Below are 24,688 nucleotides of genomic sequence, written 5' to 3' on the forward strand. Positions count from 1 at the left end.
TTCTTCCATTGATGCAGGGTCTTTGTGGGTACCTGATCCACCAAAATCCTTAGTTGGATCAACGAACAGCACCGAATCTAATTTCTCAATGACAGTATCGCTATTTTTAGCCAACGCAAGATGAGCCGTTGTGGACAAGAGCCCAGCAACCAAAGCAATAGATAAAACAGATTTGTACCCCATGAATCTTCTCCCTATAAAGCAACTATTCTTTATCACCTCTCTTCATGGTAACAGATAATTATATAAAATAACAAATTTTTCTCTATTTAGCGCTTGTTTTAAAGTAAAAATAGAGGCGATATAGAGAGCATGAAGTTCACTTGCGACTGAATGGAAACAAACCAATATGGTCGTTAGTATGCCAATATGGTAATTAAACTTTGAGCTCCATGGTTATTGAACTTTGAGCTCCTATAATTTTCCTACATTAAGAAGGATGGCCCTGAAAATTATCAGTGAACAGCATTAAGTTCATCCTGCATGTCTTGGTAGTCACCTGCAAACTGCGGGTCGGCTGTCTTAAGATCTTCCAGGGTTTGGATATGCTTTTGTCGCAGATTCTTGACTTTTTGTTTCTCTGCTTCAGTTCCAGTTTTGTTGACTTTTTCCGTCGCCCAAATCAAGTTACGACCCAACAAATTTGCTTGGTACAGTTTGTTGTCCCAATGTGCGTTTGTACCATTGTTATTTCCATGATCTTGTTTAAGGGCAGCTAATGAAGGATGTACCTGATCTTTTTGTTGGCCATACTGATCGTTTATGAACCTGTGAGCTTTAGAAAGAGCACCCTCTTGAGGGTTTCCAGCTCCTCCTTCGGACAAAAAACGGGCAAAATAATTTGACGCTTGGTCAAATTGCTGTTTTGTACTGGGGAGGCGGGCTATCCCCCTGTGATGCTGAGCAGCAGGCTGGGTTAGTCTATAATTTTGTTGATTCCACAGTGCTCTCGCTACATTCCGCTGAACCAGGCCATCATAGTCTATTTTACGTGCCTTCTCAGCCACTTTCGTCGATTGGTCTCGACGCTTCTGTCCATGGGGTTTATGTGTTTTAGCAGACTTAAGGACATGAGCCACCGCTTCTGGTGAAATACCAGGTTTAAGAATGGCGCCAGCTCCAATAACCTTGACAGCTCTGGAGTTGTCTAAAACTTGTCCACCGGATTTTTTAGAGAAATATTGGGATAAGTCGTCCCGCTCTTCTTGTGTTCCGTCTATAATATAAGCTTCGGTATATTCGTCTGTTTCGAGCAAAGCTTTTGCTTCTTCCATTGATGCAGGGTCTTTGTGGGTACCTGATCCACCAAAATCCTTAGTTGGATCAACGAACAGCACCGAATCTAATTTCTCAATGACAGTATCGCTATTTTTAGCCAACGCAAAATGAGCCGTTGTGGACAAGAGCCCAGCAACCAAAGCAATAGATAAAACAGATTTGTACCCCATGAATCTTCTCCCTATAAAGCAACTATTCTTATTATCTTCTTCTATGGTAACAAAAAAATAACAAAAGGGGAATTTTTTAATTTCTATGTTTGGAGAGTATTCGGAAATAGGAAAAGACCAGCAACTCCAGTATGGAAATCAATTTAAAACATGCCCCCTTAAATTTTATGGCTTGGGTTTTATGCCACTCTCATCCCACTCTCATCCCTGTGGATGCAGGAGGGCATCTTCAAAGTCATCTAGCTCATCATCTGTCCAATCCATATCTTCAGGGCGTGCGAGGTTTTGCAATTGTCTTTGCCTGACCTCCTTTACGTGATCTCGGACCTTTTTGATAAGATACTGTTTTGCGTCGTCAGAGCTATCTTGGAAATAATTTGCGAGGTCGCGACGGTAAATGGTATCTGCTTTGAACATGTGGACATATGGAAAAGCAGTTCTATCAATATTGTCTTTCTTTACAACCAGACCCTTCACGTTTTTCAAGGCTTTCTGCGCCTCCCAGTGGGTTATATCACTCGGATTTTGAAAAAAAGCAATTTCCTTTTTTTTAGCTTGCTCGAGTTGTCGGCCTGCCAGTTCCCCCCATCTTAGAAATCCATCATCCGGAAAGTCCCTGTATACGACAGTCGGTACTGGAGTTTGTGCCTGTACCACAACTGATTTGGATACATCCCTTTTAGTCGTTTCCGGTTCGCTTACTTTTAGATCTTTTTTGTGAGCCTTATGCTTTTTTGGCTTCTCCAAAGTTGCAGCTACTGCTTCAGGTGAGGCGAAAGCTTCAATCGAGCGACCAGTCCCGTATATATGGACCGTTTTATCGTTTCTAAGAACCTCCCCCTTTATTTTGCTTGAGAAAAATCCGGCCACTTTTTTGCGAAGTTCCTTGTTGGCTCCAAAAACATACGCCCCCGTGTAATTTCCGGATTTGAGGAGTTTCTTTGCTTGTTCCAAAGATACAGGGCTTTCGGATGTCCCCTTTCCATCAAAGGGAGCATCTGGGTCGATCCATAGAATAGCATCTAATTTTTCAATAGCTGTATCGCTATTATCAATAAGATCGTCGATATCTTTCGCCTCTGCAACATGGGCTGCCACGAATAGGACCCCTGCAACTAACGCAATAGATAAAACAGATTTGCACCCCATGAATCCTCTCCCCCTTAAAGAGATACTTTTTTAGTGCCTGTTTTGATTATAGCAAAGAGGCAATAAAAAGTGGTTTTTTTTTAGGTTTTCTTCACATCCTTAGTCTCTGGAAGTTGGAGAGGAGCGCTTTTGGCACCGGCTTGGGCAATGGGAATTTCCAGGGTGATCTGGCCGGCTCTTTCAAAAAAGAGGGTGAGGGTGAGATTTTCGCCTTCCTTTAACGGATTATAGAGGCCCATGAGCATGATGTGTTTGCCTCCTGGGGCAAGGGAAGCACTGGTTTTAATAGGCAAGTCAATGGATTCTACGGTACGCATTTTCATGACTTTGCCTTCTTTGACCGTATTATGAAGCTCTACACTACGGGCTAAGGGACAGGCCACGCCCACGAGTTTATCATTGGAGCTCCCAGCATTCTTTAAATCCATGAAGATAGCGCCGTTTTTGCCAGTGGTCGCTCTTGAGAAAGGGCCGCTGATATGGATATTTTTAAAATTCGTAGATTGTGGCAAAAGCATTTTGGCACAGAGAAAAGTAGGCGTATGGGAAACGCAGACGATAAGACAAAACAATATGGACAACTGAATTTTTTTACACATGGAACACCTCTTTGACTCATGGGATAGCTCTTTATTGGCTCCTTTTTTACCAACTTGCATTTGAAAAAGTAAGAGGCAAAATTTAGGAAGTGGGTTGAGAGCAAGATCATTGTTTATTGAAAAATCTTGACAATTATGCGTGAGAAGCTCTTATTTATGATCAACTGTTTATGGTCACTTGTTTGTGATCAGGGGATTTGATTTTCTGAGGTTTGTATAATGAGTGCTCCATTCTCTCAAGGTCCATTTTTGCAAGGTATATGGCAGCGAATAGGCGTAGTTCTTATCCCCATAGTCTTGTTGTGGGCCTGTGTGTTTTGGGCTGTGTAATGCCAGAGAAGCAAGAACAGTACATATCCTTGGCGCCTCAGATTTCCTTGAAGGATATACAGGTGTCCTATGGGGCTGTTGTGGCACTCCAGAGTGTGACAGGGACGTTCCCGAGTGGGAGTTTGACGGCTATTATTGGTCCCAATGGCAGTGGAAAAAGCACTCTTGTAAAAGTTCTATCCAGCTTCGTGCGTCCTCAAAAGGGCAGTTTTTCCATCAAATGCACTTCCGAAACCCCAAGTAGAAAAAAATCCCACATTGCTTATTTGCCTCAATCGTCCCAAGTGGATCGTACATTTCCCATCACAGTGGAAGAACTCGTTTCAACGGGTTTGTGGGTCCAAACGAAAGGATTTGATGCCATTACGCCTGGGTCAAGACAGCGCATTGCAGATGCCTTGCATACAGTTGGCATGAAGGGCAGTGAAAATAGGTCTTTGGACGCTCTTTCGGGCGGTCAATTCCAACGGATCTTATTTGCGCGCCTTATTTTGCAGGATGCGGCACTGATCCTATTAGACGAGCCCTTTACGGGAATTGATGAAAAGACCGTCAAGGATCTTATGGCACTGGTTCTGGAGTGGCACAAACAAGGCCGAACGATCATTGTGGTAATGCACGATTTGGCCATGGTGAGAAAGCATTTTCCCTATACGCTTCTTTTGTCCCGCAAAGTTGTGTCTTGGGGGGAAACGGATACTGTTCTAACAGAAAAAGACAAGGCCCATATTCCAGTGTGTTTTCATGAGGCTGATAGCTATGTATGATTTTTTCTTTGCACCCTTCATAGAGCACTTGTTCCTAAAGCGTGCCATGGTGGCCTGTATGGCTCTTGCCCTTGGGGCGGGCCCAGTGGGAGTCTTTTTAGTCCTGAGGCGTATGAGTCTCTTGGGGGATGCTCTTTCCCATTCCATTCTCCCCGGCGTGGCCATTGGTTTTTTCATTTCGGGCTTGTCCCTTACGGTTATGAGTCTTGGTGGGTTTATAATGGGACTTGTGGTGGCGCTGTTGGCAGGCGTTGTTTCTCGGGTGACTCAATTACGTGAGGATGCCAGTTTCGCTGGCTTTTTCCTTATTTCTTTGGCTTTGGGTGTGACGCTGGTTTCCATGAAGGGGAGCAATGTGGATTTGTTGCATATCCTATTTGGGACCATATTGGCCGTAAACGTGGATGCATTGCTGCTGGTCGCGGGGGTGGCAACCCTTACTCTCATTGTTTTAGCGACCATCTATCGACCTTTGATTCTGGAGTGTGTGGATCCAAATTATTTCAAATCGGTTTCTGGGGCGGGAGGATACTATCATATTATCTTTTTAATGCTGGTGGTTGCTAATCTCGTTGCCGCTTTTCAGACATTGGGGACTCTTATGGCCCTGGGGCTTATGATGTTGCCGGCCATTGGGGCTAAATTCTGGGCAAAACGGGTTTGGAGCATGATTCTGGTGTCCTTTCTGTTTGCTTCGAGCTCGGGCTATTTGGGGCTTTTGATTTCTGTCCATGCAGGGTATCCCTCTGGACCCTCTATCATTTTAGTAGCAGGTGTTTTATACATATTGTCTTTATTGGTTGGAACTCAGGGGAGTTTGCGGACACTTAGAGCTGGAAAGCGGCCTGCCTCCCCGAAAATAAGTTAGAATTTTTTGAAAATGATGCGTTTTTTTCTCAGCTTAGTGTTGTTCTGTGGGCTGCTCTCGTCCGAGGGGATGGCAATGGAGCAAGTTCCTCTTAAAGCAGTAGCAACGTTTAGTGTGCTTGGTGACTTGCTAAAGGCTGTTGGGGGAGAGCATGTTCATGTTGATAGTATCGTAGGGCCCAATGGAGATGCACATGTGTATGAGCCATCAATCCGGGATGCTAAGGCACTTGCCAATGCAGACTTAGTCTTTACAAATGGTCTTGGGTTTGAAGGGTGGATGAATCGCCTGATAGAAGCTTCGGGATATAAAGGCACGGTGATTGTGGGGGCTAAAGGCGTTAGACGCCGGTATGATCCTATCCAGGAGAAAGAAATACTTGATCCCCATGCTTGGCATAGCATTTCCAACGTGAAACAATACATTCACAATATTGCGCAGGCGCTTGCTCAAAAGGATCCGATCCATGCAGATTACTACGAATCTAGAAAAAAGGCTTATTTGAATAAACTGGAAGACTTGGATCAATGGATTCGGACAGCCATTTCAAATATCCCAACGGAAAAACGTAAGATCGTGACTCTTCATGATGGATTCGGTTATTTTGGAGAGGACTATGATGTTGAGTTTTTGGCGCCCCTTGGCATGAGTACAGAATTTGAACCCTCGGCTCAAGATCTAGTGAATCTTATTCAAAAGGCCCGTCGTTATGGTATCAAGGTCATTTTTCTAGAGAATATTTCCAGCCCTAAGCTTATGGAGCAAATTGCGAGTGAAGCTGACTCTACGATTGGGGGGATCGTTTACTCAGATGCTTTATCTGAACCAACTGAGGCTGCAGGGACTTATTTGAAAATGATGAAGCATAATGTGAATCAGTTTCTTCAGGCCATGAAGGCTTCAACTGGGCCGTCTAGCAAGACAACCATTCTTCAAACTTCTGGTCCCGGTCACAGACACTAAAGTGAGATAGGTCTAAGGCATGGCCTTCCAAAATTGAATCATCGTACAGAGTTGCTCGATTTTGTGAGGCAATTTCTTGGAGTTTTTTGTGGGCGGATTGTGATCCCGTGAACAGGACGTGTTTAAGGTCACATCGGAGGGCTGAGAGAACATGGCCTGATTTGTCTCCACAGTCCAAGATCATAGGAGGGAGCGTAGAAAATGTTTTCTGACACTCTTTTACCAGGGATACAAAGTATCCCACACCCATAGAGGCGGCGCCAAATGGTGGTGTGAGCCCGAAGATATTCTGTCGGTCTGTGTTTTCAAGTGCTTTAAATACCCATTGGCACTGATCTAAATTGTGAACAATAAAAATTTTAGTCATTTCAGCGTGATCCTATCTTCATTCGTTTCCTTGGCACAACAAGTATATTCATGGAGTGTATATAAAAATCATGATAGGTGGCACAAACTGTGTTAGGGTTGGGACTGTAGAAAATAAAGGATACGAAGGGAACTTATGGATACAATTCCTCTTTGGCCATGGATTGTTTTCAATGTCGTTATAGCTCTTATTCTCGCCGTAGATTTGGGTGTTTTTAGGAAAGTTTCCCGAGAAGTGGAGATGAAAGAGGCGGGATGTTGGACTCTTTTTTGGGTTCTTTGCGCCATTGGCTTTAATATCTTAATCTATTTCTGGCGGGGCCCCCAGCCTGCGCTGGACTTTTTTACGGGTTATTTAATTGAAGAATCCTTAAGCATCGATAATATTTTTATTTTCGTTGTTGTTTTTAGCTTTTTCAAAACGCCCTGTCAGTTTCAGCATCGTGTCCTTTTTTGGGGAGTGATAGGTGCTTTGACTATGAGAGCTCTCCTGATTTCAGTTGGGATCGTTTTCATAGAGCAAATTCACTGGAGCTTTTACCTCTTTGGCATTTTTCTCGTTTTGACGGCCTTGAAGTTCTTTTGGCATCGTCATGAAGAGCCTCATTTGTCAGAAAATATTTTACTCCAAAAAGTTAAGTCTTTCTTGCCCATGACGAAGACATATCACCAAGAGAAATTCTTTGTGCGATCCAAAGGTAAGATATTGGCAACCCCTCTCTTCTTGGTACTGCTAACGATCGAGGGGACGGATCTTATTTTTGCCGTGGATTCTATTCCAGCAATTTTTGCCATCACGCGGGATCCTTTCATTGTTTATACTTCTAATGCTTTGGCCGTGTTAGGATTGCGGTCGATGTACTTTTTGTTAGCAGGGGTTGTAAAGAAGTTTTACTACCTTCGACATGCTCTTTCCTTTATTTTGGGGCTAGTGGGGACAAAGATGCTACTTATGGATGTGTATCCCATTTCCACCTGGCTTTCTCTGTCCCTCATTTTGGTGGCGATCGTTATTGCGATCATTGCTTCTTATCGCCATGAAAGTCATGCAAAGTAGTTGGCTTTATTTATTTTATAGTTGAATTTTTTTTGTTTCCGATAGATGATAATACTATGTAGGGTGAGAATAATAATAAATCTACAGTGGGAAGTATAAAGAAAATAGGCAGAGTTTTTATATCAGCCGGGTTTTTAAAGGGGAGTTCCGATGAAGTCGATCACAAGTTTTATTTTCGTTCTATTTGTTTTTGTTGTTTTGATTCAGCCTGTTGCTTTTGGGCAGAGCCAAGGTGCGGGTGATACGATTTACACATCGGACTACCAAAGTGACCATCTGCAAGTTGCCGGATTTCTTGATAAAATTAAAGAGATGGGCGGGAAAGCGATGGAGGCTGGGCGTAATATGATGCAAAAAGCGCCTGCGCCGGTGCGTGATTTCATTGAGAAAAGAGCGCCAGCCCCGGTACGAGAGGCTCTTGAAGGAGGGCGCGGTGGCACTGGATCTGGTGGCGGATGCTCAACTTTTGCAGGATGTTTGAGCTCTGAGGAACGGGATAATAATACTCTTTTGGCACATATGGATAGTCAGTGTGCCTGCGAAGATGGTGAAGGAAGCTATTACGAAAACAAAGAGCTTTGTGATGAAGCCTTTAAGATCACAGAAACCTCCAATACTTGTAAGGGAGAAGGCGAGGAAGATGATCAAGACCAGGATGATGGAGATGGTGAGGAAGGCGATGATCAGGGAGAGGCCGGTGATGATCAAGTTGGTGAGGGAGAGCCCGCTGAAGATCAGGGAGATGATGCCCAGGACACTGAAGATGATCAGGAAGGTGACGAGGATTCCCAGGACCAGGATGATGAAGACGATGCCCAGGACGAGGATGATGACGGGGATGATCAGGACCAAGACGGTGATGATGATGTTGGAGAGGGCGATGACGAAGCTGGATGGTAATAGTCGTCCAGGCCTTTATTCCTTTTTATAAAGGATGATCATTGGGACGCGTTAGGTTATAGCAGGTAGATAAAACTTGCAGTTTACAGAATTATATTACCATAATATAAGAGAGATTAGATGCTGTGGGGTGCGCGAGGCTGTAAATTCCCTGGGGCTGATTCATCCTTAGGGGGCTATCCCTTCAAAGACCGTGGTTTTTGTATATGGCTCCCACCTGTACATACAGGCCGCATTAGGATACTCTAGCCAACGGCCTTTACGGCATCTAAGCCTTCATCCGTCTTCGCTTTGCTACGACGAGATTGTAGTGGTCCCATATATTTCCTGGATTTCGAGATACCAACTCATTCTGAGACTCACTGGTTTAAGACGCCAGCTCGTCTAGAATTCGTAGGTTCCGAGATGACGATTTCTCCGGAATTCATAGCAAGCCGTACTTGCCATCGGCACAACCGTCTTTCCGGCCATTAGGAATTCTTAGCAAGCCAATGGCAAGCGATAGAATTTCTTATGAGCTCGGAATCCAGTGAGGCCGTTACGTGGCAAGGATTTCCTCAAGTTACTCACAACAAACAAACCGCAATGGCTCCACATAGGGCAGGGCCCAGGGGAAAATATTCTTTCTTATTCCGCCACCCCGGTATTGCCGCGAGAATACCCAATAGTCCTCCTGTGATCCAGAATAGTGGCAAAGCACTTAGGCCAACCCAGAGGCCGCCAATGGCCATCAGTTTCACGTCGCCCCAGCCCAAAGCTTCCCTTTTTAGCAGGACTCCTAATGTATATTTTAAGGCTAAAGCTACTATTCCAGAAAGCAAAGCCCCTGAGAGAGATTCATTCCAGGGGGCAGAAGAGAAAAACTGCCAGAAAATCCCTAATCCGAGAAGATAACCTAGGAATCTGTTGGGAATGATAAACTTTTTCCAATCGGTGTGTGCGATCATCATAAGGAGAAAGGCAAGGCAAATAAGGATTCCTCCGTGCAAAAAGGAGAGCTCCCAGGAGAGTTGCGAAAGGGTGTTATTCTCCATTTTGGAGTGGGGAGTGCTATTAAGCGGCTTTATAGGTGAGAAAGCCGGTCCTATGAAAGGGCAAAAATGCCATCAATTTCCACAGGCACATTAAAGGGGAGGGAACTTACGCCGATGGCTGCTCGGCTGTGGGCGCCAATGTCACCAAAAAGTTCTTTGAGAATGTCTGAAGCTCCATTGATAACTTGAGGATGATCAGAGAAATCATCTGTTGCATTGACATATCCTGTCAAGCGGATGCACTTGGTGATTTTGTCTAAGTCTCCCTGGCAAGCGATCTTTAGTTGGGCTAAGACATTTAAGAGGCACAATCCAGCTGCTTCCTGGGCCTCATCGATCTTGAGATCTTTGCCGACTTTTCCAGTAATTTTAGGCTTTCCTTTCCACAGAGGAAGTTGTCCGGATACGTAAACGAGGCCGTTATACGTCACGAACGGAACATAATTTGCAGCAGGTTTGGCTGGCGTTGGTAATTCAAGATTAAGCTTTTTTAGGTGCGCTTCTATTTTCCCTGACATAATTCCCTCCGTCATACTTTTTGAGGCTATTTCATATGGTCCTGATCATCCACCCAAAGTGGCTGGGGGACCTGGATTCGAACCAGAGTTGCCCGGTCCAGAGCCGAGAGTTCTACCGCTAAACTATCCCCCAATATGCATTGGTTACGGGATGGAAAGGTAGTTAAGTTTTTGGGAAAGGTCAACACTTGCAAGGCTCTTGTTTCATTTTCTATAAGAGGGGGCAGGGAATTATTATGCAGAAGTACTCACATGCATGTTGACTTTTAGGAGCATTCCATCCTATATATCCTCCATTATTTTCGTTAATGAAGGATGGAGCAGTTTGCATGAGCCAAACATATCAACCAAGTCGACTCGTTCGTAAGCGCCGGCACGGATTCCGATCAAGGATGCAAACGGCTGCTGGGCGGCAAGTATTGGCTCGTAGAAGGGCAAAAGGTCGTAAGCGTCTCTCTGCTTAGGGGCCCCTATAGACTTGCATGTGAATAAGATTTTGAAACTTAAAAAAAGATCAGAGTTTTTAGTGGTGCGAGACAAAGGTATACGTAGTGCGGCTCCAGGCCTCGTTTTGCAAGTACTAGAAAGAAAGGATGGAAATTCCCTACGTGTGGGATTTACCGCCAGTAAAAAAGTTGGCATTTCTGTACAAAGAAATCGGGCCAAGCGCCGTCTAAGGGCTTTAGTGGATAAGATTTTTCCACAAAATGCTAAAGGAAGTCGAGATTATGTCCTAATTGCCCGCTCGGGCACTTTGGTAAGGGCATTTTCCCAATTGGAAAATGATTTGGTACATTTGTTGAAGAGGACGCAATCGTGGCAAACTTAAAGGCACCAAAGAGACGTTTCAAACTAGTCAGGAAGGCGAAGGCTGGATTGTCCTCTGTTTTCGTAGTGATGTGCCTTTTGCTTGTTAGAATATATGCCTTGTTTATTTCGCCCCTTACCATGGCACGTTGTCGCTTTCTTCCCACCTGTTCTGAATATTGCCGCGAAGCTATCAAGCTCTACGGTGTAAGACGTGGCTTTGTTTTGACTCTCAAGCGCCTTGGAAAGTGCCATCCTTGGGGAAGTTCCGGTTTTGATCCAGTTCCTGTTCACAAAACACGAAAGTTTTCACATTCATGAGTGACCAACGTAATCTTATATTAGCCTTTGTCTTATGTGTCGCTGTCTTAGCGGGATACCAATACTATTTTGATAAGCCCACGCCTGCAGAGCAAGAACAAACAGCTGCACTAGACGCGGCCCAGAGCCAAAAAGCGGCTTCTGGAGTTGTTCCCGCAGCGGGCGTAAGTGCCCCATCTGATGAGGCGTCCAGCATTCCGCAACCAAAGGGTGCATCCGATCCTTCTACGACACCGGATTTGCTTGTATCGCGAGAGGATGCCCTACGCCATGAGGCACGGATTCCTATTGAAACCCCAAAGCTTCATGGGTCTTTGACTGCTAAGGGCGTGCGGATCGATGATCTGACGTTGGCCAAATATCATGAAACTACGGACCCTAAGAGTGCTGAAATTGTCTTATTCTCTCCTCGGGGAAGCAAGGATCCCTACTATGCAGAATTTGGCTGGGTAGCGGGGGCAAAGGATATAGAGTTGCCAAAGGAAGACACTCTTTGGAAAGTAGAGGGGGGGGCGCTAACTCAAGATTCTCCTGTAATATTTAAATGGGATAATGGTAAGGGACTCAGCTTTGAACGCATTCTCTCTGTGGATGACCAGTATATGTTTACAGTTATTCAAAGGGTTACCAATACAGGAAATAAGTCGGTGCAGCTTTATCCCTACGGGCTTATTTTCCGGGGCGGAAATCCGCCCGTTTCCGATTTCTTCATCCTGTATGAGGGCCCCCTTGGAGTATTAGATGGGTCTCTGAAAGAGCATTCTTACAGCGATTTGAAAGATGAAAAGTCGGTGGAAAAAACAACGACCGGTGGTTGGGTTGGATTCACAGATAAATACTGGCTATCCTCTTTGATTCCTGATCAAGCGTCGCCAGTGACGACACGGTTTCGGGATATGAGCCAAGGCACTGAGAACCGCTATCAGATTGATTTCTTAGGCGGGATGCAGACCGTTGAGCCTGGAAAGGCCATCACCGTAACAGGAAATCTCTTTGCGGGTGCCAAAGTCGTAGAGCTGTTGGATGCTTATGAAAAAACTCTTGGCGTTCCAAGCTTTGATTTGGCGGTGGATTTTGGATGGTTTTACTTTCTTACCAAGCCCATATTCTACGCTTTAAACTATTTCAACCAGTTATTGGGGAACTTTGGTCTGAGTATTTTGCTGCTAACGGTATTGATCAAGTTATTGTTCTTCCCGTTGGCCAACAAATCTTATCGGGCCATGAGTCGCATGAAAATGTTGGCGCCCCAGATTGAAAAGCTAAAGCAGCGATTTGGGGATGACAAGATGCGCCTGAATCAAGAGACCATGGCGCTTTATAAAAAGCAAAAGGTGAACCCCATGGCTGGGTGTTTGCCCATGATCATTCAAATTCCTGTGTTCTTTGCTTTATATAAGGTTTTGTTCATCTCCCTCGAGATGCGCCATGCTCCCTTTTACGGTTGGATTCATGATTTGTCGGCACCGGATCCGACGAGTATTTTCAATCTGTTTGGGCTGATTCCATGGATGCCTCCTGAGTTCTTGATGATTGGCATATGGCCTCTTTTGATGGGGGGCAGCATGTTCTTGCAACAAAGGCTTAGTCCTCAGCCAGCTGATGCGGCTCAAGCCAAAGTCATGATGCTTATGCCCATTATCTTCACATTTTTGATGGCGCGTTTCCCATCGGGCTTGGTGATCTATTGGACGTGGAACAATCTACTGTCTATTACGCAGCAGTGGCTGATTATGCGTAAAGAGACTTCTTCCAAGTGAGTGATTCGGATTTTGATCCTGAAGATATTGAAAAGGGTCGAAAGCTTTTTACTCAGGAATGCAGCTTTGTCCTGGGCGTGGCTAGTTTGGAAGGATTACCGCCGGAAAAATATCCAGAGATTGTTTTTGCGGGTCGCTCGAATGTGGGAAAATCCAGCCTTATTAATGCGTTGACGTTTAGAAAATCTTTGGCACGAACGTCTCGGACTCCTGGCCGGACACAGCAGTTAAACTTTTTTGAGTTGGCCAAAACATTTTATCTGGTGGATTTGCCAGGCTATGGTTATGCCAAGGCGTCCAAAAAGGAAATCAAGAGCTGGACTGATCTGATGGGGAAATATCTTCGGGGGCGCAGTGTTTTGAGGCGCGTTTATATCCTTATTGATGGTCGCCATGGACTCAAATCCACAGATCGGGAATTTATGGCCGATTTGGACAAGCAGGCAGTCTCCTATCAGATCATTTTGACCAAGTGTGATAAGCAGACCCAACAGTCTCTTAAAGAGCTGGAAAAAGCTATCCTCACTGAACTCAAAACCAATCCGGCCTCCCATCCAAGTATCATTTCCACCAGCGTACACAAAAACATGGGCTTAGAAGATCTCCGGGCAGAGATTGCTAAGTTGGTTGATTGAGATCCTTAGGGTAGAATTTTCCTGTTGTGGTTGTTGGCTGGATTTAGGGATTGATCCTACTCAATTTTCCAACCGAAACTTTCTTTCTGAAAATCGAAAAGTGACTCTTCGATTTTCGAAAAGCAGTCTTTAGATTTTACAGATTTTGCGTTTGGTTTTTTGTTCAAGCATTTATGTGTATCGATTCGATGACTATCCATATTCGTTGATTCTTATGGATAAAATAACAAGAACATTGACAGGAGATGGGTTGGTAAGCTAACGAGAGGGGGAGCCCAGGTGGCGGAATTGGTAGACGCGCTAGGTTCAGGGTCTAGTGGGCTTATGCTCGTGGAAGTTCGAGTCTTCTCCTGGGCACCACTTTAAGCTAGACGTCGCTTTTGTATTAGGCGTACCTTACCCTTTTGATACTCTGTAATTAGGACTTTTTGCCAATGAAAATAAAGTATTATAAAAATGATCTCCCCGATGGTCTTGATTTGGGAAAAGTTGTTGCCATTGATACAGAAGCTATGGGGTTAAAGCCGAGCCGAGATCGCCTGTGTCTTATTCAATTATCTTCAGGGGATGGTGTTTGCCATCTGGTACACATGATGCCCGATGGGAATTATGATGCGCCAAATTTGAAGGCTCTTTTGGCCGATGAGACAGTGGTAAAGCTATTCCATTTTGCTAGATTTGATGTTGCCCTTATGAAACAGTACCTTGGCGTCATGTGTAAGCCAGTATATTGCACTAAGATTGCCTCCAAGTTGGCGCGGCCCTTTGTTAATCGGCACGGGTTAAAGGAATTATGTCGTTCCATTTTGAAGATAGAGATTTCCAAGCAAGAGCAATCCTCTGATTGGGGGGCGACTACGTTGAATGAAGATCAACTTAAATATGCCGCGACAGATGTATTATATCTTCATGAACTTAAGGCTCATCTGGACGATGTTTTAAAGCGTGAGGATCGTATGGAGTTGGCACAAAAGTGTTTTGACTTTTTACCCACGCGGGCTGAATTAGATCTTTTAGATTGGACTGATAACTATATTTTCGACCATTAGGATAGGATCGCTGGTATATGGCGCAAGCAGTTAAGGATTTTTTGATAGATTCTGATGAGCTTTCAACGGCTCGTTGGGTTTTAGAACAAGAAGTTAAAGGCATTCAGGCTCTCAGCAAAAGTCTGGGCCAGCCTTTTATTGATGTCATTGATCTTTTGGCCAGTATCCCGTCCCACCAAGGACGCGTCGTTGTCACGGGGATGGGAAAGAGCGGACATGTGGGGCGTAAGTTGGCGGCGACGCTGGCATCCACGGGGCTCCCGGCTTTCTTTGTACATCCCGGAGAAGCAAGCCACGGTGATTTGGGCATGTTGACCAAGCATGATGTACTTATTGCTCTTTCAAATTCTGGTGAAACCGATGAGTTGCGGAGCATACTGGCGTATAGCTGTCGTTTTTCCATTCCTTTGATTGCGATTACCTCTAAGGCGCAAAGTACACTCGCTAAGGCAGCAAAGATTGCTTTGGTGCTGCCGGAAGTCCCAGAGGCCTGCCCCAATGGTTTGACTCCAACAACATCTGCAACCATGATGATGGTGCTGGGAGATGGGTTGGCAATTACGTTGCTCCAACGGAGAGGGTTTGCGGCAGAGGACTATAGAATTTTGCATCCTGGGGGTAATTTGGGACGTCGGTTGCTTCGGGTGAAAGATTTGATGCATGGGAAGGAAACATTGCCTTTGGTAGGAGAAAAAGCCCTCATGGATGATGCTCTTCTTGTTATGACCGAGAAAAGTTTTGGCTGCGTGGGGGTTATTGACAGCGCTGGAAAGTTATTGGGGCTCATAACCGATGGTGACTTGCGTCGTCATATGGAACCACAACTCATAAAGCAGCCTGTGACAAAGATTATGACTAAGAATCCTAAGACAATTACGTCGGATATCCTTGCGTTGGAGGCCACGCAAAGGATGAGCGAAAGGTCGATTACAAGCTTATTTGTGGTGGATGATAGCGGAAAGCCAGAAGGTTTGATCCATGTGCATGATTGTCTTCGTTCGGGTCTGGTGTAGGAAGTAGAAATTATGTCTAATACGAGAACTTTTATCCGAAAACAATCGCGACATAGTCCGACCAAGGCATTGGACATTCGACAAAATATCAGCCTTCTTAAGAAGGGGATTGTAGCTGTTGTTTTTGTGCTTTTAGGGATTCTGTTATTTTGGCCCTATTTGTCACGGGTTTCCTACGAGCCTCAGGATCTTCGGAATTCGACGTCCGAGTTGAAGGAAGAAATTGAAAAAAAACTCGTTATGAATCCTCACTATGAGGGCGTAGATGAAAAGAACCGACCGTATGAAATCAAGGCTGTAAGCGCCTTGAATGAAACAGAAGATCGTGTGCGTTTAAATCATCCATATGGGAGTCTCACTTTAGAAGATGGGACCTTTATGACTTTGAAAGCAAATGAAGGTGTTTTCCATAGTCAGGATCGTGAGCTCACGCTGAAGGGAAATGTTATCTTGAACCACGATGGATATGTTTTTGAAACGACGGCTGTTGACGCGAATATAGCAAATAAAACGGCGCAAGGTGTTGATCCTGTGTGGGGGTATGGTGGTTACGGTAAGATATATGCAAAAGAAGGTTTTGAAATGATTGGGGCGAAGATCCGTTTCAAAGGTCGCCCTCATTTGACCATATATAATTCTCCAAGCCCTGAAACTCAAATGCCCCAAAAGATACATTCCAGCACTTCAGGAGGAAAGCATGTCTAAAAAAATCACAATTTTTTCCGTGGCTTGGTTTGGTTTGTTTTTTGTGGAGAACGTTGTTGCAACTGGGCTTCCTATCCAAAGCAGGGGGGCGCAACCTGTTCATATTGAGGCAGATGAAGTTACCTATGATCAAGACAATAGTTTGGCAATCGGAAGTGGTAATGCCTTTGTTCAAAAAGGCGATCAAATGGTATATGGAGATATTCTTACTGCTTACTTTCGCCCCAAGAAAACGTCACATGGTGGGGATGAAGGCGAAAAGGAAATATGGAAAGTTGTGGCAAAAGGGCATGTAAGAATTGTGACTCCTACGGGAAAAGGTTTTGGCGAAGACGGCGAATATAACTTGGACAAAGGATCAATTGTCTTAAAGGGACATGGATTAAAGGCTGTTTCAGGCCAAGGAACGGTGCTGGCAAAGGATTCCTTAGAATATATGCTTTCTACGAATCAGATTATCGCCCGAGGGGATGCAATTGTTAAAAAGGAAGACCAAGTATTAAGGGCCCCGCTCGTAACGGCTTATTTTCATGAGAACGAGCAAAATGAGCTTGTGTTTAGCCATGCGGTTGCAAAAGGTGGTGCGATCCTAAACAACTCTGGGCAAATTGCCCAAGGAAATGAGGCATATTACGACACGACAACAGAAGAGACAATCTTGTCTGGATCTGTTAGAGTAACCGAGGGGAGTCGTCAGTTGAGGGGTGAACATGGATCGTTTGACTCTAAAACAGGCGTAAGTCGGGTTGTAAACACTAAGGCCCAAAATGTGGGAACCAGATCGAATGACAGTAGAGTTCAGGTGCTTTTATACTCTAAAAGGGCATCGTGAACTTTTTAGGGATGAAAGAGTACTAGTTTATATAATGAGGTTTGTATGAGTGTTTCGGCTTTTCAAAAACCCCCCAGCGGGACATATGACTTTCCTACGGCAGTACAAGGCCTAAAGGGAAAGCTCGCGGGCGTTAACTTAGGCAAGGCCTACAAGGGCAGACCGGTGGTGCGTGAGGCAACATTCTATGTTTCTCAAGGGGAAATTGTTGGTCTCTTAGGACCGAATGGTGCGGGTAAAACCACTTGTTTTTACATGATTTCTGGCCTTGTTCGCCCCGATTTTGGCAATATATTCTTCGATGGACATGATATTACCAAGGTTCCCATGTATCGACGTGCACGGCTTGGTATTGGATATTTGCCTCAAGAAGCTTCTATTTTCAGAGGGTTATCGGTTGAAAAGAATATTAAAGCAGTATTAGAGCTTTCGGAAAAGAATCCTGACGCTCGTGAAAGTCAGTTAGAAGATCTGCTGGCGGAGTTTTCTTTGACTCATTTGAGGCACGCAAATGCGTTGAGCCTATCAGGTGGGGAACGGCGTCGTGTGGAAATTGCCCGTGCTTTAGCAGCTCATCCCCAATATATCCTATTGGATGAGCCGTTGGCTGGGATCGACCCAATTGCCATTAAAGACATTCAGAATCTTATTTACCACTTGAAAGACAAGGGAATTGGCGTCCTAATTACCGATCATAATGTGCGTGAAACACTGGGAATTGTGGAGCGCGCCTATATCATGAACGAGGGCCATATTTTGGCTGATGGAACGCCTGACGAAATTATTAATCATGATGAAGTGCGTCGAATTTATCTAGGCGAAAAGTTCAGTTTATAGGCCTGAAAAAAAGCGTTTTCCCAATCCTTTTATAGTGGTTTTCACAATTTTTTTTCAAGAAATCTGAGTGTTTACGTTGACCTGGGTTGTCCTTGAGGGGTACCATGAAGATAGTAGAGAAACTTCAAAATGCGGAGGTGAGCATGCAGATTAGGGTTGCTGGAAAGCAAATTGATATTGGGGATGCATTAAAAACGCATATCGAAGAGGCGTTAACAGGCGTTATATCAAAGTATTTTAATAACACAATTGAAGCGAACGTTATTATTTCCAAAGAGGGATATTTGACGGGCGCCATCATTACAACCCATATGGGAAAAGGGCTGGATGTGCGCGGTCACGCGGATGGGGAGACACCCTATGTTGCCTTTGATAAGGCCTTAGAGAAATTAGAGCACCGTTTGCGGAAATATAAGAATCGGCTACGAGATCACCACAAAAAGGATAAAGAACACGAAAGCGTGACGGCGGCTCAGTATGTTTTAGAGACGGCTGAAGTGGAAGATGTTCCAGAGGCGGCACCTGCCGTTATAGCCGAGCTCACAGCAGTTATTCCAACACTTTCGGTCAGTGAGGCTGTGATGCGGTTTGATTTAGCGGCTGTTCCAGTTCTTATGTTCCGAAACAGTGCCCATGGGGGCTATAACATTATCTACCGTCGAACCGATGGGAACATTGGTTGGATAGATCCTGAAGGGGAATCAAATCCTTCGAGACTGATGGCTTAGGTTCTTATTTTTGATCAAAGAGTTATGTGGCATCTTGGGGCTTGAGGGTTAGCCGCTAGAGACGTCAAGGAATGGCTGACGTGAGGACTAATATCCGAGAGGTGGGGCATTGCAGGGTGTTAACAGCGGGTGTTGAGACTATGCAGCCTCAGGTGCTCTTTAATTCACCACTAAAATTTAGGCAATTATATCAGGAAGTAGCTCATTTTCTATCTTTGAGATCTGATCTTTCAGGATGAGTTTTTCTTTTTTATAGCTCTGTATCAATATTTGATTTGGCAGTTGGGTAACCATTTCTCGCTCAATGGCTATTTTTAAATCCCGGTGCTTCATTTGAAGTCTAGCGAGTCTATATTTGAGCTCTTGATTTTCGTCCATAAGTAACCACTTGTTGCATAAGCTGAAAAAACGTTGTACCTAAAAGTACCTATCCCAGTGAGAAAATATTTTATAAAATTCCTACAAAGTCATTTTACCATAATGGAGACGAAAGTTGAAGAAAATTGCAATTTTAACGAGTGGTGGTGACTGTGCCGGACTGAATGCGATCATACGCGCCGTGACTTATCGTGCTATCCGCAAGTATGGTTGGAAGGTGTTTGGTATAAGGAATGGTACCATGGGGCTCTTAAAACGGCCCTTAGAGTTCGTTGAGATTGATTGTATGCTAGGCGGCCATGGGGATACCTTATTGCGCATGGGTGGGACCATTCTGGGGACTACAAACAAGGGGAACCCTTTCAAATACCCTCAGCCGGATGGCAGTTTTAAGGATCGTTCTGAAGAAATTATTGCAGGTTTTAGAGAATTGGAACTTGATGCCCTTATTGGAATTGGGGGTGATGGTAGTCAGCGTATCCTTCACAAAATTGCAACTCAGGGGAAATTACCCTTTGTTGCTATTCCAAAAACCATCGATAATGATTTGGGATTAACGGAAAATTCAGTAGGTTTTTCAACGGCTGTGGAGGTGGCGACTGAGGCCTTAGATAGGCTACAGCCTACCGCTGCCAGTCACGACAGGGTCATGATTCTAGAGGTGATGGGAAGAGATGCAGGCCATATAGCACTGACAGCAGGGATTGCGGGAGGGGCTGATATAATATTAATCCCAGAAATTCCCTATAAAATAAAAAATTTAGCTAACAAGATTAGTGAGTTACGCAAAGAAGGCCGAAATTTTTCCCTCGTTGTTGTGGCTGAAGCGGTTAAAACTGAATCAGGAGTGCCTGTCGTCATGAAGGATCCCTCCGGCCAAGAGCGCTATGGGGGGATTGGACACTACCTTGGAGAGAGGCTTCAGGAGGTGATGGGGGTTGAAACGCGCGTAACGGTCTTAGGGCACGTACAGCGAGGTGGTCAGCCAGACTTCCGCGACCGTCTTATTGCGTCTGCTTTTGGTGTCCATGCGGTGGATCTAATCGCTGCTGGAAAATCTGACAGAATGGTGGCTTGGCAGAACAGGGAAGTTGTGGATGTCTCGGTGACAGAGGCCATTAATGAATATCAAGAAGTCGATGTTTCTGGAACCTTGGTACATACGGCAAAGGGCCTCGGCATTTCCTTTGGGGATAATAATTGATTTTATAGAATACTCGTTGTACAAAGGGTCTGTGCTATGAATTTTTTCAGATTTTAATAAGGAGTATCGATGGCCCATCCACTCATGCCAAGGGCAACCGCAATATGGTTAGTTGACAATACAACGCTTTCATTCGTGCAAATTGCCGAATTTTGCGGTCTACATGAGCTTGAGGTCCAGGCCATAGCTGATGGAGAAGTGGCTCAAAGTATGGTTGGTGTTGATCCCATTCAGGCTGGCCAACTTACCAGGGAAGAGTTAGAGCGTTGTAGCAAAGATAGCACGACGCGTTTAACATTGGTTGAAACGTCCTATGGGCACAAGATTGCCTCGCTGAAAAAAGAGCGCTATACACCTCGTGCACGTCGACAAGATCGCCCAGATGCCATCGCTTGGATTTTAAAGCATTGTCCAAATTTAACGGATCCCCAGGTTGTTCGGCTTATTGGGACAACCAAGCCAACCATTAATGCGATTCGTACGCGGACCCATTGGAATATGCAAAATCTGAAACCTCAAAATCCGGTTGTACTTGGCTTTTGTTCCCAGGAAGATTTGGACAAAGTCATGGAAAAAGCTGAGGGTAATAAAAAAGCTGAGGGTACTAAAGAAGGCAAAAAGTCTTAAATAGACGCTTCTCTTTCTTTTCCATATAAGGATGAATAAATGCTGAATTTCCGTTTCCTGCTGAAAAGTATTGTTGGAGCGATGATGTTGCTTGTCTTTTCAAACTCAATGGACCTAATGGCATCATCAGAGAACAGGGATCCACTTGATAAGTACGTCATTAGTGGTCCCAATGTGACGGTTGGGGAGTTATTGCCATTAGATGTGTCTCTCACGGGGGGAAGCATTAAAATTGGTAAGAATGCTGTCATTGAGGGGCATGCAAATATTGATGGTGATAACATCAATATCAGTGGAAGACTTATGCGTGGCCTTAATGTTGCTGGATCCAGGTTGGTTATCTCGGGTTTGGTCGCAGGGGATATTCATGCAGACGTTGATACCTTGATCATTAAAAGTGGGGCACAGATAGAGGGTAACGTGAATACCACTGGAAAACTGAAGAAGTATTTTGTTTCGCCAGATGCTGATATTGATGGAGAAGTATTTATCTCCTCTGGTGCTGTGAGAGAAGATTTTATTGACGAGTTGACGGAGGAATCAAAAGAGTTTTTTGAGAAAACATTCGAAACTTTTCAGTGTGCATGTGCCTCTTCAGTCATCAGGAAAATGGCGAGCGTGTGGCAGAGTTTCTACGGGGTTTTGGGTGCATTTGGCCTTGCTGGGATTAGTGGTTTCTTCATTTGGTTTAGCACTTTTTTGATTGGTTTCTTGCTATACATGATTGCTCCTAGATTTACTTGGCAGGCTGTTGAGATGGCACGCCTTCAGACAGGGCGGTGTTTTGGCTTGGGTGTATTTGCACTTTTGGCGACTCCCATAGCTTTCCTGATTTTAATTCTTACAATTATAGGGATTCCCCTTGCTTTCGTGCTGGGATTTCTTGTGATGTTAATATTTGCCGTTGGAAAAATCATTGGTATTTGGTTAGTGGGTAATCTTGGACTTCGATTAACATCCTTTAAAGAAACGAAAAGTGGCAAGCTCCGCATAACTGCTTTCGCATTAGCCATTCCAGTTGTTGGCTTCATAAGTGTCATTCCCATTTTGGGTTGGCTTTTTCTTGCCTCCCTCTTTCTCATTGGGTTTGGGAGTGTTTTTACAACGCTTTTTCAGAGGCACCCCTTATAGCTCGCTGAAAAACCTTTCCTGAAGTTCTTGTAGTGCCAGAGTAAGGCTATCTATTATGAAAACAGCCCATAATATGCGAACTTGGTTATTTATTATTTTACTAGCTGCACTGCCCTTTGTAGCCTTTGGCGGTGGAAATGGTACCGTCATTCTCTTAGGCTTAGGTTTTTTCGCGTGCGCGTTTCCTACAAAGATAATCAAGGATATTCGTTTGCAGTGTGTTCCTTCTTTCATAATTGCCCTTTTTTGCTTCTTAATTTGGATGTTTGTCACTTGTATTTGGACGTTGGACCCTTTGCCAGCCCTTAGTACGGCTGTGAGATTCTCGGCGGTTTGTTTCATGGGAATTCTTGCTTATTTGGGACTTAAGAATTTGCCGGTGGGAAAATTTGGTCTGCTTTCACGTATTTTTTGGATAGGGATACTAGGGTTTCTTGCACTGCTTTGCTTTGAGAACTTGTCTAAAAATATGATTATGGAAATGCTGGGAAAGGACGAAAGATCCTTCGGCCGTCCTAGTATTCTTTTTGCGCTTTTCTTTTTGCCCATGCTGTATGGCATTTTGGGCGAAGAAAAGGTGGCGTCTTTGCGGCAAAAAGGGATGATTTTGCCTCTACTCATTGGATTAGTTAGCCTGGGTGTTTTGTGGTACATGCCTGTAAGGGCTTCTTTTACTGCTTTAACGGGGAGTATTCTTGCTTACTTCTTTTTTAAAAAATTTCCGAGAGGTGTATTGTTTTTTGGCGGATTTGTGACGATTTTGGCTCTTTTGCTTCCCTTGATTTTCCTATATTTTGATCTTCATAGAGTGGATCCCGATCTGCTTGCTCGCATTCCCTCCAGCTGGCAGCATCGATTAAACATATGGCATTTCGTATCAGAACAGATTTGGGCTAAGCCTTTTCTAGGATGGGGGCTTGATGCTTCTCGATGGATGCCGGGGGCTGACGGAACATTTCCCTATTACTACATAGAGGGGGGTAAGGTTATTGAAGGAATAGATCGCGGTTTGCTTCCATTACATCCTCACAGTATCTTTTTACACTTGTGGCTAGAGGTAGGAGTAGTAGGTATCTTATTGTTTTTGTGGGTCTTTTGGTCGATTATTGCAAAAATTTATGATGCTAAAATAGACAGAGATAAACAGGCTGCGATCATGGCATGCATTTTTATGTGTACACTTGTGGCATCTACAAGCTTCGGAATATGGCAAAAATGGTGGGTTTCAAGTTTTTTCTTGCTTGCAATTGTTTGGAAAATCATTGTTTTGAGGGACTTAAAAAAATTCCCAAATACATGAATAAGTTACTCTAAAAACGATTTAATCTACTGATATATAATCATTTTAAAAAAAATAGCACAGTAGTAATTTACGTGGGAAGCATGATATAATATACATTATATAAAGGTCCCTCGACTCTTAGATTTGTCGATTTTGTTCAATTTTTTAAACAAGGAGGTCTCCCATGACTATGAGTACTCATATAGAAGCGTTGAAAGAGCGCCGTGAAGGAGTTGATAGAAATATCAAGTTTGAAAATTGCAGGCCATATCCGGATGAGGCGAAACTCCACGAATTAAAACGTAAAAGACTGCTTATTAAAGATGAGATTATTCGATTGGCTTGTCATTAAGTAAGGAAAGATACTTTCAATAGTGGCCGCAGTTTTCTGCGGCTTTTTTCTTGATCTTTTTTTTGAAAACAGGCACATTCCCCAGAGTGAAGCTATAAAGAGTGACCAATGGATTTTATTCAACCATTTTTAGTAAGTACTGGTGGGATTGACATACAGGGTAGATTAATTCGCCTTGAGGGGGCTCTTGATCGTATCTTAACTCAGCACCAATATCCTGAACCCATAAGTTTCCTCTTGGCAGATTTTATTATTCTGACAGTTGCCTTGGGCTGTGGCGTGAAATCTGATGGGAAGATCTCGGCACACATAAAAGGAATAGGTGGCCCTGTCTCTTTGATGGCTGTGGACTTTTTCACAGATGGTTCCTTAAGGGGATATGCACAGTTTGATAGTGAAAAAATAAGTGCTTTGCAGAAGGATGGGGAACCTATGGATGTCTTCTCTCTCTTTCGAAAGGGGCATTTGGTTTTTACAGTGGATCAAAAAGGATCCAAAGAGCAATATCAGGAAATTGTTATGCTTCATGGGGCAACTTTAGTTGAGACCCTCCTTCATTATTTTGAACAGACCCATCAGTTTGATGTGGCGTTAAAAGCAATGACAGGTCATCATTCTAAGTGGCGCTCTGGTTGTCTTTTTTTGCAGAAACTTTCCAATGACGAAATCACAGAATTTTTGGATGAAAGTGAGAACGGCTGGGATCAGGCTACAGCGCGCGTTGGAGCGATTTCAGATGAATCTCTCTTAAATTTTGATCCGAAGCCACAAGAGTATTTAAGGGAATTTTTTCCCGATGAAAAGATTGAGATGCTTGATAAATTAAAGATCAAGGCTCATTGTCGTTGCAATCGGCCAGGCGTTGTTTCTGTGTTGCGTTCATTTCCAAAAGAGGATCTTCAGGGGATGAAAGAAGGAAAGCACATTGTTGTAACGTGTAAGTTTTGCGATAAGAGATATGAGCTTTCTGAGGAAGAGTTTCGTTTAGAAGTTGTCTCTAACGATCAAGAATCCAAATCATAAGGGCA

Annotated in this window: 30 protein-coding genes, 2 tRNA genes and 1 other RNA gene; 24 read left to right on the forward strand and 9 right to left on the reverse strand. The window is 44.1% G+C overall.

What is annotated here, in order from left to right:
* The 4 genes from HOL16_00455 to HOL16_00470 form a co-directional block, all read right to left on the reverse strand.
* Positions 1–183, reverse strand: a 183-nt coding sequence (locus tag HOL16_00455; protein MBT5389172.1) for a hypothetical protein, incomplete at its 3' end; no start/stop codon positions are given.
* A gap of 272 nt (positions 184–455) precedes the next feature.
* The gene (locus HOL16_00460) at positions 456–1,448 is read right to left on the reverse strand and encodes a hypothetical protein (GenBank protein ID MBT5389173.1); all 993 of its coding nucleotides are present in this window, start codon (positions 1,446–1,448) and stop codon (positions 456–458) included.
* Positions 1,449–1,649: 201 nt separating this feature from the next.
* Positions 1,650–2,597 carry a hypothetical protein gene (locus tag HOL16_00465; GenBank protein ID MBT5389174.1) on the reverse strand — a complete coding sequence of 316 codons (948 nt, stop codon included), beginning with the start codon at positions 2,595–2,597 and terminating at the stop codon, positions 1,650–1,652.
* 80 nt (positions 2,598–2,677) lie between these two features.
* Positions 2,678–3,256, reverse strand: a complete 579-nt coding sequence (locus tag HOL16_00470) for a copper chaperone PCu(A)C (protein MBT5389175.1) — start codon at positions 3,254–3,256, stop codon at positions 2,678–2,680.
* Between the two features lie 200 nt (positions 3,257–3,456).
* Here HOL16_00470 and HOL16_00475 point away from each other — a divergent pair, with 200 nt between their 5' ends.
* The 3 genes from HOL16_00475 (at position 3,457) to HOL16_00485 (ending at position 6,124) form a co-directional block, all read left to right on the forward strand.
* Positions 3,457–4,293, forward strand: coding sequence for an ABC transporter ATP-binding protein (locus tag HOL16_00475; GenBank protein ID MBT5389176.1), 837 nt, complete (start codon positions 3,457–3,459; stop codon positions 4,291–4,293).
* On the forward strand, positions 4,286–5,161 hold the full coding sequence (locus HOL16_00480) for a metal ABC transporter permease (GenBank protein ID MBT5389177.1): 876 nt from the start codon (positions 4,286–4,288) through the stop codon (positions 5,159–5,161). The genes HOL16_00475 and HOL16_00480 overlap by 8 nt, the downstream gene beginning before the upstream one ends.
* A 75-nt stretch (positions 5,162–5,236) precedes the next feature.
* Positions 5,237–6,124: a zinc ABC transporter solute-binding protein gene (locus tag HOL16_00485; protein ID MBT5389178.1), complete on the forward strand. Its 888-nt coding sequence runs from the start codon at positions 5,237–5,239 to the stop codon at positions 6,122–6,124.
* Here HOL16_00485 and HOL16_00490 read toward each other — a convergent pair.
* The gene (locus HOL16_00490) at positions 6,075–6,491 is read right to left on the reverse strand and encodes a hypothetical protein (protein MBT5389179.1); all 417 of its coding nucleotides are present in this window, start codon (positions 6,489–6,491) and stop codon (positions 6,075–6,077) included. The genes HOL16_00485 and HOL16_00490 overlap by 50 nt on opposite strands.
* Positions 6,492–6,626: 135 nt before the next feature.
* Here HOL16_00490 and HOL16_00495 point away from each other — a divergent pair, with 135 nt between their 5' ends.
* The 3 genes from HOL16_00495 to ssrS all read left to right on the forward strand — a co-directional run bounded on the left by HOL16_00495 (position 6,627) and on the right by ssrS (position 8,719).
* Positions 6,627–7,547 (forward strand): TerC family protein, encoded by a 921-nt coding sequence (locus HOL16_00495; protein ID MBT5389180.1) that lies wholly within the window; start codon positions 6,627–6,629, stop codon positions 7,545–7,547.
* A 150-nt stretch (positions 7,548–7,697) separates the two neighbouring features.
* Positions 7,698–8,447, forward strand: a complete 750-nt coding sequence (locus HOL16_00500) for a hypothetical protein (protein ID MBT5389181.1) — start codon at positions 7,698–7,700, stop codon at positions 8,445–8,447.
* Positions 8,448–8,564: 117 nt separating this feature from the next.
* A non-coding RNA gene (gene ssrS / locus HOL16_00505) (6S RNA) lies at positions 8,565–8,719 on the forward strand.
* Positions 8,720–9,013: 294 nt separating this feature from the next.
* Here ssrS and HOL16_00510 read toward each other — a convergent pair.
* The 3 genes from HOL16_00510 to HOL16_00520 all read right to left on the reverse strand — a co-directional run bounded on the left by HOL16_00510 (position 9,014) and on the right by HOL16_00520 (position 10,132).
* Positions 9,014–9,436, reverse strand: coding sequence for a prepilin peptidase (locus HOL16_00510; protein ID MBT5389182.1), 423 nt, complete (start codon positions 9,434–9,436; stop codon positions 9,014–9,016).
* 95 nt (positions 9,437–9,531) lie between these two features.
* Complete coding sequence (locus HOL16_00515; protein MBT5389183.1) at positions 9,532–9,999, reverse strand: RidA family protein; 468 nt, start codon at positions 9,997–9,999, stop codon at positions 9,532–9,534.
* Between the two features lie 59 nt (positions 10,000–10,058).
* A tRNA-Gln gene (locus HOL16_00520) sits at positions 10,059–10,132 on the reverse strand.
* 196 nt (positions 10,133–10,328) lie between these two features.
* On the opposite strand from HOL16_00520, the gene rpmH reads away from it, so the two are divergent.
* The 12 genes from rpmH to raiA all read left to right on the forward strand — a co-directional run bounded on the left by rpmH (position 10,329) and on the right by raiA (position 18,686).
* Positions 10,329–10,463 (forward strand): 50S ribosomal protein L34, encoded by a 135-nt coding sequence (rpmH, locus tag HOL16_00525; GenBank protein ID MBT5389184.1) that lies wholly within the window; start codon positions 10,329–10,331, stop codon positions 10,461–10,463.
* Positions 10,464–10,483: 20 nt separating this feature from the next.
* Positions 10,484–10,828 carry a ribonuclease P protein component gene (gene rnpA, locus HOL16_00530; protein ID MBT5389185.1) on the forward strand — a complete coding sequence of 115 codons (345 nt, stop codon included), beginning with the start codon at positions 10,484–10,486 and terminating at the stop codon, positions 10,826–10,828.
* 68 nt (positions 10,829–10,896) lie between these two features.
* Entirely contained in the window at positions 10,897–11,127 is a 231-nt protein-coding gene (gene yidD / locus HOL16_00535) for a membrane protein insertion efficiency factor YidD (protein ID MBT5389186.1), read from the forward strand.
* The gene (gene yidC / locus HOL16_00540) at positions 11,124–12,887 is read left to right on the forward strand and encodes a membrane protein insertase YidC (GenBank protein MBT5389187.1); all 1,764 of its coding nucleotides are present in this window, start codon (positions 11,124–11,126) and stop codon (positions 12,885–12,887) included. The genes yidD and yidC overlap by 4 nt, the downstream gene beginning before the upstream one ends.
* Positions 12,884–13,522 (forward strand): YihA family ribosome biogenesis GTP-binding protein, encoded by a 639-nt coding sequence (locus HOL16_00545; GenBank protein ID MBT5389188.1) that lies wholly within the window; start codon positions 12,884–12,886, stop codon positions 13,520–13,522. The genes yidC and HOL16_00545 overlap by 4 nt, the downstream gene beginning before the upstream one ends.
* Positions 13,523–13,795: 273 nt before the next feature.
* Positions 13,796–13,882, forward strand: a tRNA-Leu gene (locus HOL16_00550).
* A gap of 74 nt (positions 13,883–13,956) precedes the next feature.
* Complete coding sequence (locus tag HOL16_00555; GenBank protein MBT5389189.1) at positions 13,957–14,571, forward strand: ribonuclease D; 615 nt, start codon at positions 13,957–13,959, stop codon at positions 14,569–14,571.
* Positions 14,572–14,588: 17 nt separating this feature from the next.
* Entirely contained in the window at positions 14,589–15,584 is a 996-nt protein-coding gene (locus HOL16_00560) for a KpsF/GutQ family sugar-phosphate isomerase (protein ID MBT5389190.1), read from the forward strand.
* Positions 15,585–15,596: 12 nt separating this feature from the next.
* Positions 15,597–16,289 carry an LPS export ABC transporter periplasmic protein LptC gene (lptC, locus tag HOL16_00565; protein MBT5389191.1) on the forward strand — a complete coding sequence of 231 codons (693 nt, stop codon included), beginning with the start codon at positions 15,597–15,599 and terminating at the stop codon, positions 16,287–16,289.
* The gene (locus HOL16_00570; GenBank protein ID MBT5389192.1) at positions 16,282–17,121 is read left to right on the forward strand and encodes a hypothetical protein; all 840 of its coding nucleotides are present in this window, start codon (positions 16,282–16,284) and stop codon (positions 17,119–17,121) included. Before lptC ends, HOL16_00570 begins: the two co-directional genes overlap by 8 nt.
* 45 nt (positions 17,122–17,166) lie before the next feature.
* A complete protein-coding gene (gene lptB / locus HOL16_00575) occupies positions 17,167–17,958 on the forward strand; it encodes an LPS export ABC transporter ATP-binding protein (GenBank protein MBT5389193.1) in 792 nt (263 codons plus the stop codon).
* A gap of 143 nt (positions 17,959–18,101) precedes the next feature.
* A complete protein-coding gene (gene raiA / locus HOL16_00580) occupies positions 18,102–18,686 on the forward strand; it encodes a ribosome-associated translation inhibitor RaiA (GenBank protein MBT5389194.1) in 585 nt (194 codons plus the stop codon).
* Between the two features lie 177 nt (positions 18,687–18,863).
* Here raiA and HOL16_00585 read toward each other — a convergent pair whose 3' ends face one another.
* Positions 18,864–19,064 (reverse strand): DUF465 domain-containing protein, encoded by a 201-nt coding sequence (locus tag HOL16_00585; GenBank protein MBT5389195.1) that lies wholly within the window; start codon positions 19,062–19,064, stop codon positions 18,864–18,866.
* Between the two features lie 115 nt (positions 19,065–19,179).
* Here HOL16_00585 and HOL16_00590 point away from each other — a divergent pair, with 115 nt between their 5' ends.
* The 6 genes from HOL16_00590 to HOL16_00615 all read left to right on the forward strand — a co-directional run bounded on the left by HOL16_00590 (position 19,180) and on the right by HOL16_00615 (position 24,683).
* The gene (locus tag HOL16_00590; GenBank protein MBT5389196.1) at positions 19,180–20,268 is read left to right on the forward strand and encodes an ATP-dependent 6-phosphofructokinase; all 1,089 of its coding nucleotides are present in this window, start codon (positions 19,180–19,182) and stop codon (positions 20,266–20,268) included.
* Positions 20,269–20,337: 69 nt separating this feature from the next.
* A complete protein-coding gene (locus HOL16_00595; GenBank protein MBT5389197.1) occupies positions 20,338–20,895 on the forward strand; it encodes a DUF1013 domain-containing protein in 558 nt (185 codons plus the stop codon).
* Between the two features lie 39 nt (positions 20,896–20,934).
* Entirely contained in the window at positions 20,935–22,026 is a 1,092-nt protein-coding gene (locus tag HOL16_00600) for a polymer-forming cytoskeletal protein (protein MBT5389198.1), read from the forward strand.
* A 55-nt stretch (positions 22,027–22,081) separates the two neighbouring features.
* Positions 22,082–23,326: an O-antigen ligase family protein gene (locus tag HOL16_00605; GenBank protein MBT5389199.1), complete on the forward strand. Its 1,245-nt coding sequence runs from the start codon at positions 22,082–22,084 to the stop codon at positions 23,324–23,326.
* Positions 23,327–23,492: 166 nt separating this feature from the next.
* Positions 23,493–23,660 carry a DUF465 domain-containing protein gene (locus HOL16_00610; protein MBT5389200.1) on the forward strand — a complete coding sequence of 56 codons (168 nt, stop codon included), beginning with the start codon at positions 23,493–23,495 and terminating at the stop codon, positions 23,658–23,660.
* A gap of 108 nt (positions 23,661–23,768) precedes the next feature.
* On the forward strand, positions 23,769–24,683 hold the full coding sequence (locus tag HOL16_00615) for a hypothetical protein (GenBank protein ID MBT5389201.1): 915 nt from the start codon (positions 23,769–23,771) through the stop codon (positions 24,681–24,683).
* Positions 24,684–24,688: the final 5 nt, after the last annotated feature.

Source organism: Alphaproteobacteria bacterium (genome assembly GCA_018662925.1).
In the GTDB taxonomy this organism is placed as follows: domain Bacteria; phylum Pseudomonadota; class Alphaproteobacteria; order 16-39-46; family JABJFC01; genus JABJFC01.